This window comes from Mucilaginibacter sp. PAMB04168 (assembly GCF_039634365.2).
GTDB lineage: Bacteria > Bacteroidota > Bacteroidia > Sphingobacteriales > Sphingobacteriaceae > Mucilaginibacter.
In genome coordinates this window covers 4,457,496-4,472,210 of sequence record NZ_CP155079.2, presented here as the reverse complement: position 1 = coordinate 4,472,210, position 14,715 = coordinate 4,457,496, and the positions used below count along the sequence as shown (strand labels likewise).

Sequence of the window (14,715 nt, the reverse complement as noted above, 5' to 3'; positions counted from 1 at the left end):
GCTTTTATTGTATATATAATGGGGTGGTATGTTTAGTTTGCTTTGGTAACCTTGCCCGATCCTATACTGCGGCTTTCCACTTCGGCATTGCCTGTGTAAATAACCTGGCCCGATCCGGTGATACGAGCGCTTACGTGTTTATCTGCCGCCACATATACCTGGCCCGATCCGGTTATTACGGTCGAAGTTTTTTCGGTACCTAATGATTTACCCAGCACCTGACCCGATCCCGTTACAACCATGCTGGCATCCTGGGCGCTGCCGCTCAGTTTAATAAAGCCTGAGCCGCTTAATACGGCATGCAGGTCTTTAGTTTTTATATCGGTTGATATACTGCCCGAGCCGCTCATTACAGTCTTGAAGTGTTCGGTATTGATAGTGCCATCAACCTTAATGCTGCCCGATCCGCTGTTAATAAGCGTGTTTAAACTCTTGGCTGTAACATAAACTTCAACTTTGCCAATATTTCTGTCCCATTTAATGTCCTTTTTCAGTCTAATTTGTAAGGTCTCTTTCTCCACAACAGTTTCAATATATTGAAGTACATCTTCATTACCAGTAACGCGCACGCTTTCTGTGCCATCCAATACTACCTGCACCTGGAACGGCCCCGCCGAAGCCACCTTATCAAAGCTGCTTACCGGCCGGCTTTGTGCAGTAGTTTTTTGTGCTGATGCCTGCTGTCCGGCTATCATGAATAAGATAGCAACTGCGGTATAGATAAATTTTTTCATCATGTTATGAGGGTTGGTTTATTTACAAGACAGCAGTAAAATGGTATCCGTTGCACCAAATAAAGAAAATAATTTACTGGCGCCTTAGCGCCTGCCCTGCCGCTGGCGGCGCAGCTGCCTGCGTAACTCGCGTCTTTTTTTATCGTCTATACGTTGGGCTATATGCTGCTTTACCATTTTTTCAGTAGCTGCATCATAACCGGCTCCGGCTTTTATGCCTATGGCGAGGCTTTTCCACACCGTTTTAAAAAAGGGCGTATCGGGCTGGCGGATATAGGTAACATCAGTTTCGCGCGGTGTTCCGCCTAAAAAATCGGGATTATGTCGTTTTACAACAAGCGCATTAGCCAATATAGAAGCGATAGTACGATGACGGTAACGGTCGGCCAGGGTATCCATTTTCAGAATACGCACTTTTAAATCGTGGTACAAAAAGCTAACTTTTCCCTTGGTTTTATATCGGTCGGCCTTAAAATCAAATGATAGTCTATCCAGCTTGCCCGAGGCAATTTTTATGAGACCAAATGGCATGGTAGCCTTGTTCATCTTTTCCAAATCCATAGGGCCAACGCTGCCTTTATAGGTGAATGATTTGGCCGAATCGGTGAGGTTGAAAGATACTTCTGCCTCCACCGGGCCGCTTTCCATTAAGTACGAACGAAGCTTTACCAGTGTTATGGGGTTGCGCTTTAAAGCTGCACTATCATTTGTTATATTAAAAATACGGCCTTCAGTATTGTAAAAGGAGACGTAGCCCGGCTTATGCGACTTTTTACCGTACCCATTATACGTAATATGGATGCGATGCAGATCAACAGTATCCAACTTGAAATTACTTTTTACCTGCCTGATGGCGACGTGCGGATAAGTTATAAGCCGGTCGCCTTTTTTTGACTGGCCTTCGGGGTTTGAGAACACTGTTAAATTGCTGCGGCCTATTAAAAGCCGGGCAGCGTTAAGTGAACGCACTTTGTTATACTTCTTAAAATCAAATCCTGATAAGTTTAAGGTATCGGCATCAAACTGAAACCAGGTACGCACATGGCGGTTAAAAAAAACAGAATCTGCAGCGGGTAGTAAAGCTACACCTCTTGCCTTTAATTGCGAGGTAAGGGTTGAATATTGCAGCTGATTAATGCGGTAAGTATAAAGGCCATTATCTGCAGGCCGGCTAAAGTTATTCAGTTCGGCCTGTACGTCCTTAAAATAATAAAACCGTGTAGAATCGAATTGCGTAACCGAATCAATAAGCAGGTCTTTACCGGTTAGGTTCATTTCTTTTAGCTCCGATATATCCAGCTTGTTTCCGGAATAATCCTGGTAAGTTAGTTTTACATCGTTCAACATCACCTCACCTATATGTACCGATTTAAGTAAGCCCTTAATACGCTGCCAGGCGCTTATTTTTTTTTGCGATGGTTTGCTTAGCTGATGATTGAGCTGATAACTCACCCGTAGCTCTGGTGCGCTCAACACTATCTGCGTAATATCCAGCTTGCGTTTGTAGTATAATTTTAAAGGATGGATATGCTTAAAAACAATACGTTTCACTTTAAGCGTATACAAATTGTTAGGCGCTATACCACGGGCTAACTGCCTGTTGTAAACAGATAGGTTAGGTTTAAGCGTAAGATTATGAACAATTACCTTACCCTGAACAATGTGTAATTCTGCATCGGTGAAATCGGCTTGGTATAAGCTGTCTGAGCTGGCCAAAACAGTGTTGCGCAGCTCTGTAGCCAAAATAGGTGCCCAGTGCCGGTTTACAAAATAAGCCACTACCGTTACCATCAACAAAAATACTACGAAAGCGGCTGCTAAAAACTTTTGCCAAGTATGTCTTAAAAAGGATAATTTCATTTATGCTCGGCCCCCATCACACCTTAAGCCGGGTGTGGCATCAATAGTTCTCATTTTCCTTCCCAAAATAGCTATTTGTTGCCACACCTAAAAACTAAATTCTTAGCTAATAAAAGTATTGTTCTATCAGCTTTTGCAACATATCCGATTTTTACAAAATGCTGCCAATCTGTCACGCTATTATTTAAATTTTGTGTATTTTTGCAACTCAAAAATTTTAACAAATGATGGATTTGCTAATTCCGGAAAAAACACATGATGAAAGCAGGCAAGGTGAAGCGTTGATGCTGGAGCAAACCCCTGAAAAATATAGTGGCCGTAAACTTTACATTGAAAGTTATGGCTGCGCCATGAATTTCTCGGACAGTGAAATTGTTGCATCTATTTTATTAGATAAAGGCTTTGAAACCACCAAAGACTTTAACAATGCCGACGTGATTTTTATAAATACCTGCTCTATTCGCGAAAATGCCGAGCAACGTGTGCGCAACCGCTTAAAAGAATTTACGATTGCAAAAGTTAAAAATCCGGGTATGATTGTGGGGGTACTCGGCTGTATGGCCGAGCGCCTGAAAGCAAAGTTTCTGGAAGAAGAAAAGCTGGTTGATGTGGTGGTAGGTCCTGATGCTTACCGTGATTTACCAAACCTGATAGACCAGGTAGACGACGGACAGAAAGCCGTTAACGTATTACTATCACGTGAGGAAACTTATGCAGATATTAATCCGGTTAGGTTAAATACTAATGGTATTAATGCCTTTGTATCTATTATGCGTGGCTGCGACAACATGTGCTCATTCTGTGTTGTGCCGTTTACCCGGGGCCGCGAACGCAGCCGCGATCCGCAGTCTATTATAAAAGAATGTACCGATCTGTTTAACCAAGGCTACCGCGAGGTTACCTTGTTAGGGCAGAATGTGGATTCGTATAAATGGAAGCCTGATACCAGCGAAAGTGAAGAAGTATCAATTAACGATATTAAGGGAACCAACTTTGCACAGCTGCTGGAGATGGTAGCATTGATTAATCCTGATTTACGGGTTCGTTTTTCTACCTCACACCCTAAAGATATTACCGATGAGGTGTTGTATACCATTGCCAAACACGATAATATTTGCCAGTATATTCACCTGCCGGTACAATCTGGTAACAGCCGTGTGCTGGAGCTGATGAACCGCACTTATGACCGTGAATGGTATATGAACCGGGTAGAAGCCATTCGCCGCATTATTCCGGGTTGTGCCATATCAACCGATGTAATAGCCGGCTTTTGCAGTGAAACGGAAGAAGAACATCAGGATACATTAAGCATGATGGATTTTGTACAGTATGATTATGCGTATATGTTCATGTACTCGGAACGCCCTGGCACGCTGGCTGCCAAGCGTTATGCCGACGATATACCCGAGGCTATAAAAAGCCGCCGTTTGAAGGAAATAGTAATTAAGCAGCAACAACATTCGCATTTGCGTTTGCAGGCACAGGTTGGTAAAGTGCAAAGGGTACTGATTGAGGGATTTTCAAAAAAATCAAACCTCGATTATTGCGGCCGCAGCGATAACAATGCTATGGTAGTTTTTCCGGTTAGTGAAAACTATAAGCCAGGTCAGTATGTAAACGTATTAATAGACCGGTGCACAACCGCAACACTGTTAGGAAAGGTTATATAGATTCAAGAGTACAGAGTCAGTAATCCATTTTGCGGAATTTTTATTGAAGGTCGGTTTCTTCATTATGAGTTATAAGCTCAATTAATAATTTACCAAGGAAGAAAAAATATAGGAATGTTGAATTATTGATTAACGGTTTAGCTACAACTGAATAAACTCAAGAGATGCTGTTCTCTTTTTAGAGAATATATACTTAGCGACAAGAGCGTTAGTCTTGATTCTATACTCTTTATTCTAATCTATGAACGTACAGGAAATTAAACAACGCTTTGGTATCATCGGCAGTTCGCCGTTGCTTAACCGGGCTATAGATATTGCAAACCAGGTAGCACCTACCGATATTTCGGTACTCATTACCGGGGAGAGTGGTAGCGGTAAAGAGGCTTTTTCGCATATCATTCATCAGTTAAGTGCACGCAAGCATGGGCCTTTTATTGCCGTAAACTGTGGTGCCATACCCGAGGGTACAATCGATTCGGAGCTTTTTGGTCATGAAAAAGGTGCCTACACGGGAGCTGTTGGCGAGCGTAAAGGGTACTTTGAAACCGTAAACGGCGGCACTATATTTTTAGATGAGATAGGGGAGATGCCATTGGGTACCCAAGCGCGTTTGTTACGTGTGCTGGAGTCGGGGCAGTTTATCCGCGTGGGCTCATCCAAAGTAGAGAAAACCAACGTGCGTGTTATAGCAGCTACCAACGTTGATGTGTATGAGGCTGTAAAAGCAGGCAAGTTTCGCGAAGACTTATATTATCGTTTAAATACCGTTCCGTTGCGTATACCACCTTTGCGCGACCGGAAAGAAGATATTATTTTGCTGTTTCGTAAATTTTCGGCCGATTTTACCGACAAATACCGAACGCCAGGCTTACACCTGGACGAAAGCGCTCAGCAGGTATTGGTTAGCTATACGTGGCCAGGTAACGTGCGCCAGCTAAAAAACGTAGCCGAACAGTTGGCCGTGTTAGAGCGAGATCGTACCATTAACGCAGCTACCTTACTTACTTATATGCCGCAAGAGGCCGGCCGTAGTAATTTACCCATGCGACTGGACAACCAGCCGCGCGAAGACTTCTCAGAGCGGGACTTGTTATATAAGGTGCTTTTTGATATGAAGCGGGATATGGTGGAACTTAAAAAGCTGGTAGCCGAGATAATTGAACACGGCGGTGCTCCTGGCTCATATACGCCCAGCAGCACGCAAACGCTTAATCAACTTTATCATGATATTGAGTTGCCGGCTCGTCCCGAAGCACAATTTACCATCCAACAGCCCGTTGTAAATAATCATAAGAACGAAACTGTGATTACCCCGCATGCTGAAGAGGTAGAAGAGTCCTTATCACTTATCGAAAAGGAATCTGACTTGATACGCAAGGCGCTTAAAAAGCACAAAGGCAAGCGCAAACTTGCAGCCAATGAGTTGGGTATATCGGAGCGGACGCTGTACCGTAAAATAAAAGAATTAAACCTGTAATGTTTAAAAAGAAACTATTGTGCTTTGCTATATTGATGATAGGCATGATCTACTCATCGTGCTCCGTTACGCTTAACGGCGCTTCCATACCGCGCGATATGCAAACCATTAACATCGTGTTTTTTGAAAACACGGCCCCATTAGTGGTTAGCAATATGAGTCAATCTTTTACCGAGGCGCTTAAGGAGCGTATACGCTCGCAAAGCAGGCTCAGTATTGTGAGAGGTGATGCTGATGCCATAATGGAAGGGGCAATAACCGGCTTTAGCTATGCGCCAGTATCTGTACAGGCTACCGATAATAACACGGCGCCAAGGGCTACCGCCACACGTTTAACCATAACCGTTAACGTAAAGTACACCAATAACAAAGACAAAAAGCTATCGCCTGACTTTGAGCAATCATTTTCACGCTATACCGATTTTACCGGTGATATTAACTCGCAGGAACAAAACCTGATCAGAATTATCAACCAGCAGTTAACAGAGGATATTTTTAACAAAGCCTTTGCTAACTGGTAATCATTTTATTAGTTTCAACCACGTGCAACAAGATATCAGCCATAATCCTACCGATCTTTTAAAGCAGGTGCTTAGCAGTACAGCCAAGCTTACCGATGCGCATAGGGATAACTTGCAAACTTTGTTGTATAGCTTTCCGGAGTGCGGGGTGCTGCATGCCATACAAGCACGGTTGGGCAACGCAACGCAACTAAGCGAAGCCGCTGCCTGGTTTGGTGATAGCATGTTATTACAAAAAGTAATCAAATCACCCGAGAAGTTACCAGCTGTATCTCCCGCTCAAATTATATTTAAAGAGAATAAGATAAAAGCCCGGCCGGCTGTAGAGGTAGCTGAGGCTCCTGTTATTGTTACAGAGCCTGCAGTGCGGCCTGCTACAGAAGCTTTTGTATCCAAAGAGCCGGAACCTGCCGATGCTTATGAAAATATTAAAAACGATGCTCCCGTTGCAACACCGGATGCCGGGCCCGTTGGCAAAGTTGAAAGTAACGACAGAGCAGATCAAACGCTAAGGCCTATTTTTAAAGATGAACCTTTAGACGAAACACAGCAGCTGATTATTGAAAGCATTGCCGCTAATGACTACTTTGTGTTTGATCAGGCTTTTGTTGAGCGTAACCAGCCCAACCCGGAACCCGAAGTGCTTGTTCAACCTGTTGCCGAGCCTAAAGTAGAGCAGCCGACTACGGAAGAGGGCCAGGTTACCCGCTACCACGACGATAAAATGCCTTACAGCTTTTTGTGGTGGTTAGATAAAACCCGCAGCAAACACAGCTCTATGTACCGGCCTTATGCCGGTTCTACTGCTGGTAACTCTTTAAGGCCAGTAACCGAATCCAAGCTAGAAGCCGAGGAGCATAAAACAGACGATATTGTTGATCGCTTTATACAGGAAGAACCTCAAATGAAGCCGCCCACCAGCGATAAAATTGATACCGAAAATAAAGCCAAACATAGTGCCGAGGATCAGGAAGAATTGATTACCGAAACGTTAGCCCGTATTTATGCCGACCAAATGTTATATTCCAAAGCTATAGCTGCTTATAAAATATTAATGTTGAAAAATCCGGAAAAAAGACGTTACTTTGCCAGCCAGATTGAAATTTTAGAAAAGAAAATTAATTAGCATATAAAATGTATTTAGTATTATTAATTGTTGCCATCCTGGTTTGTATACTATTAGGCGTAATTGTATTAATTCAAAACCCTAAAGGTGGCGGCCTGTCTTCAAACTTTTCAAGCTCATCACAGCTATTAGGCGTTCAAAAAACAGGTGATATTCTTGAAAAAGGTACCTGGATCTTGGCTATAATGCTGATGGTATTGTCATTAGCGGTAAACGTAGCTATTAAAAGCGGCGGTACAAGTGCTGGTGGTTCAGAGTACCGGGATCAGATCCAAAAGGCATCTAAGCCGAGCGGTCCGGTTGGTACTACAGCTCCATTGAGCCTGCCTGCTAAACCAGCTGATACAACCAAGAAATAAAGTATAACAATAAATTAACAGAAAAGGCTTCGTTACTACCGAAGCCTTTTTTAGTTTTATACTGTCCTGTCATCATGGCATTGTCACACCGGTGTAAAGTCAAGATTTCTTTGCCTTTTTAGGCTTAATATTTTGCAACTGACAACTCAACAGTTAAAGTATGTCATTTACACGGTTGGCATAATTAGTGATGAATGGCAATCAAACATTCAATCAATTTATAATTAATTATAGTTATGTCATTAAACATTAAACCTATTGGCGACAGAGTAGTAGTGGAAGCTGCTCCTGCCGAAGAAAAGACTGCGTCTGGTATCTTCATTCCGGATACTGCTAAAGAAAAACCTCAACAAGGTACTGTAGTAGCTGTTGGTGACGGTAAAAAAGATGAGCCTATGACTGTTAAAGTAGGTGATAAAGTGTTATACAGCAAATACGGCGGTACCGAAATTACAATTGATGGTAATGAGTACCTGATGATGCGTGAATCTGACATTTACGGCATACTGTAAATTTAGATGTGAGACGTTAGATAGGGGATTTGAGACAGCTTCTTCTTTCTTGCATCTAACGCAGATTACTTAGTTCAAATAAATTTATTAAAACATAGGGGTTTGAAATTGCAGATGAGAGTTTAATCTCAAATCTCAGTACTCAAATCTCAAACTTAACAAATCATGGCAAAACAAGTTAAATACAACGTTGAAGCACGTGACGCTTTAAAACGTGGCGTGGATATTTTAGCTAACGCAGTTAAAGTAACCTTAGGTCCTAAAGGTCGTAACGTTATTATCGACAAAAAATTCGGTTCACCAGCTATTACTAAAGATGGTGTAACTGTGGCTAAAGAAATCGAATTAAAAGATGCTTTAGAAAACATGGGTGCCCAAATGGTGAAAGAAGTAGCCTCAAAAACTGCTGATATTGCAGGTGATGGTACTACTACTGCAACTGTACTGGCTCAGGCAATTGTAACTGCAGGTATTAAAAACGTAGCTGCTGGCGCTAACCCGATGGACCTTAAACGTGGTATTGACAAAGCAGTAGCTGCCGTGGTAGCTAACCTGAAAGAGCAATCACAAGCAGTGGGTGATGACAATAACAAGATTAAACAAGTAGCCAGTATTTCGGCTAACAATGATGAGGTTATTGGTACCCTGATTGCCGACGCAATGGGTAAAGTTGGTAAAGACGGTGTAATTACTGTTGAAGAAGCTAAAGGTACTGAAACCGAAGTTAGAACTGTAGAAGGTATGCAGTTTGACCGTGGTTACCTTTCTCCGTACTTTGTAACCAATGCTGATAAAATGGAAGCAGAACTGGATAATCCTTACATCCTGATCTACGACAAAAAAATTTCTTCAATGAAGGAATTACTTCCAATCCTTGAAAAACAAGTACAAACCGGCAAACCACTGGTTATTATCTCTGAAGATTTAGATGGTGAAGCTTTAGCTACTTTAGTAGTTAACAAAATTCGTGGTTCACTGAAAGTAGCTGCTGTTAAAGCGCCTGGTTTTGGTGACCGTCGTAAAGCTATGTTAGAAGACCTTGCTATCTTGACCGGTGGTACTGTTATTTCTGAAGAGCGTGGTTACAAATTAGAAAATGCAGACCTGACTTACTTAGGTACTGCTGAAAAAGTAGTTATTGACAAAGATAATACTACTGTTATTAACGGTTTTGGTGACGCTGAGAACATTAAAGCTCGCGTAAACCAAATCAAAGCTCAAATTGAAACTACTACATCTGATTACGATAAAGAAAAACTGCAAGAGCGTTTAGCTAAATTATCAGGTGGCGTGGCTGTATTATATGTAGGTGCAGCTACCGAGGTTGAAATGAAAGAGAAAAAAGACCGTGTTGATGATGCATTACACGCAACACGTGCTGCGGTTGAAGAAGGTATCGTTGCTGGTGGTGGTGTAGCCTTTATCCGTGCGGTTGCTGCCTTAGCAGATCTGCAAGGTGCCAATGAAGACGAGAAAACAGGTATCCAAATCATCAGACGTGCTATAGAAGAGCCTTTACGTCAGATTTGCGAAAACGCAGGTATCGAAGGTTCAATCGTTGTTCAAAAAGTAAAAGAAGGCACTGCCGACTTTGGTTACAATGCACGTACCGATAAATACGAGAACCTGATTGGTGCTGGTGTTATCGATCCAACTAAAGTATCACGCGTAGCTTTAGAAAACGCTGCTTCTATTTCATCAATGCTATTAACTACCGAGTGTGTGTTGGCTGATGATCCTGAAGATGAAAAAGCCGGTGCAGGTGCTCCTCCAATGGGCGGCATGGGCGGTATGATGTAATCATCATACGCGTTATAATATATACAAACAAGAAACCCTGTCTGATTTTTCAGACAGGGTTTCTTGTTTTTAGAACCGCATGTTTACGAAAAACTGCGTTTCAGGTTGTATTTTGTTAATCAAATGATTAACTCATGACAAATTTTGCTTGAGACAACTGTATTTTTGTATAAAATAATAAATAATCATCCGCAGGCATATCATTTGATATGTAAGCAGTATTATGAAACACATTACCCAAAGAAAGAAGCAGTTGCAGACAAGGATATTTGAATGGGTTATCATCAAAGGTCCTGAGTTGTTCGTGAGTTTAATGTCGTAGGTTAAACGCTTGCTACTGTATTTTTATAGCTTTAGCGTATTCTTCCAATCGGCTCGGCCTTATCCAGTAATAAAGTTTAAGCGTTCTGTTTAAATTTTTTGCCTTGCCTTTAGTTCCAAATAGCGGTTCACCGCATTCACTGTTAAATTTTGTGGCGTTGTTAGTATGGATTGTATGCCATGCTTGGCCAATTCTTTAACAATCAGTTTTTTATCATAAGCAAACTTTTCGGCAATAGTTTTTATGTAAATGCCCTCCACATCGGCAGCTGGCTCCTGGCTTACCTTTTTAAGCTCCGTATTCTCAAAAAACACCACCAACAGTAAATGAAAGCTGGCTATCCGTTTCAAAAAAGGCAAATGCCGTTGCAGGGCCGAGAGGCTTTCGTAATTGGTGAAGAATACCACAAGGCTGCGCTGCTTAATAACCCGCCTTACCGTGCTGTATAACATTTCCATATTGGTTTCCAGGTATCGTGTCTTCTCCTTGTAGAGTACTTGCAATATTTTGTTTATGTGGGCAGGCTTGCGCTCGGCAGGTATAACAGCGCCCGTGCGTTCACCTATAGTAATAAGTCCGGCTTTATCCTCTTTGAGCAAAGCCACGTTAGATAGTACCAAACTGGCGTTAATGGCATAATCAAGCAGGCTTAGCCCTTCAAATGGCATCTTCATAGCCCGTGATTTATCAACAATGCAATACACCTGCTGCGATTTCTCGTCGGTATAAGAATTGGTCATGAGGCTGCCTTGGCGTGCAGATGCTTTCCAGTTGATGTCGCGGTAATCATCGCCGGGCACATAAGTTTTGATCTGCTCAAACTCCATGCTGTTACCCAGCCTTCTTATCTTTTTTATCCCCAGTTCATTCAGTCGGTTAGAAATGGCCATCAGCTCATACTGCCGCATCTGTAAAAAAGAGGGGTAAACGGGTAAAACTTCTTCTTCTTTAAAATTATAACGCTGGCTTAGCAAGCCAATAGGGGAGTGCACAAACACACGTATCAATCCAAAATCATACTCACCGCGTTTAAGTGGCTTTAGTATATACGTCAATGTCTTGTTCCTACGCGGTTGAACGCTGGTTTTAAACCAAATGTCGCGTTTTTGAAACTGGTGCGGAATTTCGTCGATAATGCCTGCTTGTATCGTGAATGGATAAAAATTTTCTATGTAAACAGCCAGCTCATTCTCATCGCCGTTGCTGAGCCGATCGGGTGCCTGCCTGCGGGCAAATACGCCGTTGCGGGTACGGTATAGCAATAATATATCAAGCAGCATTAAAACCATCAATGCCCCAAAGAACAGGTAAGGCAAAATGCCCAGCCATTCCATAAAAAAGCTTACAACAAATAGTATGCTGCAACCTATCAGCGCCGCCGTTAAGCGGCGGGTTAAAAACAAGTTGGTATAAAACTGGCTGATGAGGTTTTTCACTTGCTTAGCGGGGTATTTCTATTTTCTGAATTATTTGAGCAACCACCTCGTCAGGGGTAACGCCTTCCATTTCCTTATCGGGCGTAAGCATAATACGGTGCCGTAACACGGCAGGGGCAACCCATATAATGTCTTCCGGTGTAACAAAATCGCGGCCTTTCATAGCGGCAAGTGCTTTAGCACCACTTACTATGGCCAGTGAAGCTCGTGGCGATCCACCCAAATAAAGTGATTTATTGTTGCGGCTTTCATGAATAATCTTGGCCACAAACTCCAGAAGTTTAGGTTCCACATAAAGCTCACGCACCTGCTGCCGTATGCTGATAATATCCTGTGCAGACAATACCGGCTGAATATCGGTAAGCTGCAGTGCAGTTTTTTGCTGATGCTGACGGGTTAATATGGCTATCTCGTCTTCAAGCGTTGGGTACTTTACCTCAACTTTAAATAAGAAGCGGTCTAATTGCGCCTCTGGCAGGCGGTAGGTTCCTTCCTGCTCAACGGGGTTTTGGGTAGCCAGTATAATAAAAGGTTCATGCAAAGGGTAAACATGGCCATCTACTGTAATTTGCCGCTCTTCCATCACCTCAAACAAGGCCGACTGTGTTTTAGCCGGGGCTCTGTTCACCTCGTCAATCAGTACAATGTTTCCAAATACAGGTCCGCGTCTAAACTCAAAATCAGTGGTTTTAGGATTGAATACCGATGTGCCTATCACATCCGAAGGCATTAAATCGGGCGTAAACTGGATGCGGGAGTACTGAGCATCAATAGCTTTGGCAATGAGTTTGGCCGTTAAGGTTTTAGCTACGCCGGGCACGCCCTCAATAAGCAGGTGGCCATCGGCCAGTATGCCGGCAATCAGCAAATCGACGGTCTCCTGCTGACCTACTACTATTTTGCCAATGGTGGCTTTAATTTGCTCAACCGCATGGCTCAGTTTGCTCAGATCAGTTCTTTGTTCAAATATTTCTTCTTCCATTATTTTCCGGTTTGGGAATAAAAGTTTTCTATAGCTTGGTTCAGTGCAATAAGCTCGCTGTCGGTTACTTTGTGTTGCACATGGGTATAATTAATCAGGTTAACCAGTTCGCGGGCAAAGGCTGGCTCAATGCCGGTTTTGTTCGCTAAGGCATCGGTAAATTCCTTATTTAGTACGCTGGTTTTTAAATAGTAGGCAGTGCGCCAATGCTCCAGTAGGTAAGTGATCTTTTTGTGCGCAATGTTGCTGTTATCACGCTGCTCATAATAAACCTGGCCCACTACGTTCACAAAGTCGAGCGTGTTATTGCGGAGGGGTTCTATAACCAGTATGATACGCTGGCGGCGCTTGGCCTCGTAAATAATATATACAAGAGCAGTAATTAAGCTAATGTAGTAAGCCCACCGCAAACTATCATGGCTAAAAATTACCCGCAACGGCGAGTTATCAAAAGGTATATCCTTGTTCTGATACTGGTCCCAGTAAACGTTAGCTGCTGCTGGCAGATAGGAAAGCGCCTTGGCAGCGTAATCGGCACCCTGATCAGACAGTAAGCTGTAATTGGTAAACAGCTGCGGATTAGCGCTCAAATATAAATGCCCCTTACCAAAAGCAAAGCTGAGGTAATTGGCATGCTTCATAGAATTTTGACCTAACACTACAGCATGTGCAGTATCAAACCTGCTAAAATACTGGTTGCATATATCGCGCTGGAAAGTGTAATTGGCGGCCCTTTTTAGCTGCGGGTTTGCTAGGTTAACGGCCACATTGCTTTTACCATACTCGGCATTGGTGTGCAGTTTAAGCGTATCGGGCAAAATGCCATCCCACACAAACGCCGACATGAACACGTTGTTGCCGGCCTTTATGAATTTCACCAGTTCCGCATAATCATACTTCGTTAAATCGATCGTTTTAGCTATGATGAAGTAGTTGCCCTGTAGATTTTTCTGATGCAGTGCGTTGTACAATGGCTCATTAGTACGTATCACCTTGCCGGTAGGGTATAGGTTTACGAGTTGCTGGTGCAGTACGTAAGTACCAAACGGAATTTTATCGCCGTATGACAAGGTAGACTGCCAGTTTACCGGCTTGGGTTTGTTATACTCGGCTATTAAGTACGCCGCCAACAATATAGCCCCTATCCATGTGATTACTTTAAAATCTTTCATGACAGGGTTTGTTTAAAGTTACCAAATAAGGCACTGATGTTTTGAAATGCCGAATTGTTGATCATAAATTCACCATACCACACAAACTCAAACTGGCGTGTAAGTACAGTGAAAGCCTCACGCTGTTCAGGGTTGGTTAACTCTTCAATATAGGCGGCATTGGTTTTATCGATTTGCCAGTTTATCAAACCTGCATCATTGAGCTGTTTTAATGAGCGCAGGTAAAGCAGCCTCACGGCTAAACGATAGTTGTGCTGAGCAATGGCCTTGTCAATATCGGTATCAAAGTTTATCTCATGGATGTTTTCAAGCGTCTCCTCGTACGGCACGCTGGCATCTGCAGGCTTACGCTTAAACAGGCCGGTTACATCAACACCTACCAGCCTCAGAATAATAAATGCAATGGCAGCTATGCCCAAGGCAATAAAAAAGTATTTTAATACAGTGAACAGTATATTGGTTTCGGGCTTGAATTTAGGCATAGTAAACAGATGCCAGAACCAGCGCCAAAAGCGGGTCCAGAGTGATGGGCCTGAGGCTTCTTCATCATACCTAAAATCGGGCTTTTGTTTGAGCCGGGCCAACTGTGCTGCATCAAAATGCCGTACTTGTACTACCGAACTATCGGTACGGAGTACGGCTTTGGCCTTAGTTTTAGCTATAGGCACCAGTTTTACAGATTGGCCCGCCTTAACGGTTGCAAAAGGTATAAAAAGAAGTAGCAGTAAGTACAGAAAGCGCATT

The 14,715-nt window shown here is 42.9% G+C and carries 13 protein-coding genes; 7 read left to right on the top strand and 6 right to left on the bottom strand.

Annotated features, from left to right (window positions below):
- Positions 1-32 precede the first annotated feature (32 nt).
- Both ABDD94_RS18880 and ABDD94_RS18875 read right to left on the bottom strand, forming a co-directional pair.
- On the bottom strand, positions 33-737 hold the full coding sequence (locus ABDD94_RS18880) for a head GIN domain-containing protein (protein ID WP_345953539.1): 705 nt from the start codon (positions 735-737) through the stop codon (positions 33-35).
- A gap of 81 nt (positions 738-818) precedes the next feature.
- The gene (locus ABDD94_RS18875; protein ID WP_345953538.1) at positions 819-2,594 is read right to left on the bottom strand and encodes a hypothetical protein; all 1,776 of its coding nucleotides are present in this window, start codon (positions 2,592-2,594) and stop codon (positions 819-821) included.
- 224 nt (positions 2,595-2,818) lie between these two features.
- Between ABDD94_RS18875 and miaB the strand changes: the two genes are divergently transcribed.
- The 7 genes from miaB to groL all read left to right on the top strand — a co-directional run bounded on the left by miaB (position 2,819) and on the right by groL (position 10,059).
- A complete protein-coding gene (gene miaB, locus ABDD94_RS18870) occupies positions 2,819-4,264 on the top strand; it encodes a tRNA (N6-isopentenyl adenosine(37)-C2)-methylthiotransferase MiaB (RefSeq protein ID WP_345950542.1) in 1,446 nt (481 codons plus the stop codon).
- 241 nt (positions 4,265-4,505) lie between these two features.
- Positions 4,506-5,741, top strand: a complete 1,236-nt coding sequence (locus ABDD94_RS18865) for a sigma-54 dependent transcriptional regulator (RefSeq protein WP_345950543.1) — start codon at positions 4,506-4,508, stop codon at positions 5,739-5,741.
- Entirely contained in the window at positions 5,741-6,262 is a 522-nt protein-coding gene (locus tag ABDD94_RS18860; protein ID WP_345950544.1) for an LptE family protein, read from the top strand. The genes ABDD94_RS18865 and ABDD94_RS18860 overlap by 1 nt, the downstream gene beginning before the upstream one ends.
- A gap of 22 nt (positions 6,263-6,284) precedes the next feature.
- Positions 6,285-7,388, top strand: a complete 1,104-nt coding sequence (locus tag ABDD94_RS18855) for a hypothetical protein (RefSeq protein ID WP_345953537.1) — start codon at positions 6,285-6,287, stop codon at positions 7,386-7,388.
- 8 nt (positions 7,389-7,396) lie between these two features.
- Positions 7,397-7,747 (top strand): preprotein translocase subunit SecG, encoded by a 351-nt coding sequence (gene secG / locus ABDD94_RS18850; protein WP_345950546.1) that lies wholly within the window; start codon positions 7,397-7,399, stop codon positions 7,745-7,747.
- A 236-nt stretch (positions 7,748-7,983) separates the two neighbouring features.
- Positions 7,984-8,259: a co-chaperone GroES gene (locus tag ABDD94_RS18845; RefSeq protein WP_345950547.1), complete on the top strand. Its 276-nt coding sequence runs from the start codon at positions 7,984-7,986 to the stop codon at positions 8,257-8,259.
- A 162-nt stretch (positions 8,260-8,421) separates the two neighbouring features.
- Positions 8,422-10,059 (top strand): chaperonin GroEL, encoded by a 1,638-nt coding sequence (gene groL / locus ABDD94_RS18840; protein WP_345955994.1) that lies wholly within the window; start codon positions 8,422-8,424, stop codon positions 10,057-10,059.
- 411 nt (positions 10,060-10,470) lie between these two features.
- On the opposite strand, the gene ABDD94_RS18835 is transcribed toward groL, so the two are convergent.
- The 4 genes from ABDD94_RS18835 to ABDD94_RS18820 are packed head-to-tail and all read right to left on the bottom strand — an operon-like array spanning position 10,471 to position 14,714.
- Positions 10,471-11,817 carry a DUF58 domain-containing protein gene (locus tag ABDD94_RS18835; RefSeq protein WP_345953536.1) on the bottom strand — a complete coding sequence of 449 codons (1,347 nt, stop codon included), beginning with the start codon at positions 11,815-11,817 and terminating at the stop codon, positions 10,471-10,473.
- A 4-nt stretch (positions 11,818-11,821) separates the two neighbouring features.
- The gene (locus ABDD94_RS18830) at positions 11,822-12,799 is read right to left on the bottom strand and encodes a MoxR family ATPase (protein WP_345950549.1); all 978 of its coding nucleotides are present in this window, start codon (positions 12,797-12,799) and stop codon (positions 11,822-11,824) included.
- Positions 12,799-13,971 (bottom strand): DUF4350 domain-containing protein, encoded by a 1,173-nt coding sequence (locus tag ABDD94_RS18825; RefSeq protein WP_345953535.1) that lies wholly within the window; start codon positions 13,969-13,971, stop codon positions 12,799-12,801. The genes ABDD94_RS18830 and ABDD94_RS18825 overlap by 1 nt, the downstream gene beginning before the upstream one ends.
- On the bottom strand, positions 13,968-14,714 hold the full coding sequence (locus ABDD94_RS18820) for a DUF4129 domain-containing protein (protein ID WP_345953534.1): 747 nt from the start codon (positions 14,712-14,714) through the stop codon (positions 13,968-13,970). Before ABDD94_RS18820 ends, ABDD94_RS18825 begins: the two co-directional genes overlap by 4 nt.
- Position 14,715: the final 1 nt, after the last annotated feature.

Excerpts from the sequence above, each read along its gene's own strand:
- ABDD94_RS18860 (WP_345950544.1), top strand. The coding sequence starts at position 5,741 with ATGTTTAAAAAGAAACTATTGTGCTTTGCTATATTGATGATAGGCATG.
- ABDD94_RS18825 (WP_345953535.1), bottom strand. The coding sequence starts at position 13,971 with ATGAAAGATTTTAAAGTAATCACATGGATAGGGGCTATATTGTTGGCG.
- secG (WP_345950546.1), top strand. The coding sequence starts at position 7,397 with ATGTATTTAGTATTATTAATTGTTGCCATCCTGGTTTGTATACTATTA.
- ABDD94_RS18845 (WP_345950547.1), top strand. The coding sequence starts at position 7,984 with ATGTCATTAAACATTAAACCTATTGGCGACAGAGTAGTAGTGGAAGCT.
- ABDD94_RS18875 (WP_345953538.1), bottom strand. The coding sequence starts at position 2,594 with ATGAAATTATCCTTTTTAAGACATACTTGGCAAAAGTTTTTAGCAGCC.
- ABDD94_RS18865 (WP_345950543.1), top strand. The coding sequence starts at position 4,506 with ATGAACGTACAGGAAATTAAACAACGCTTTGGTATCATCGGCAGTTCG.
- miaB (WP_345950542.1), top strand. The coding sequence starts at position 2,819 with ATGATGGATTTGCTAATTCCGGAAAAAACACATGATGAAAGCAGGCAA.
- ABDD94_RS18830 (WP_345950549.1), bottom strand. The coding sequence starts at position 12,799 with ATGGAAGAAGAAATATTTGAACAAAGAACTGATCTGAGCAAACTGAGC.
- ABDD94_RS18880 (WP_345953539.1), bottom strand. The coding sequence starts at position 737 with ATGATGAAAAAATTTATCTATACCGCAGTTGCTATCTTATTCATGATA.
- ABDD94_RS18820 (WP_345953534.1), bottom strand. The coding sequence starts at position 14,714 with ATGCGCTTTCTGTACTTACTGCTACTTCTTTTTATACCTTTTGCAACC.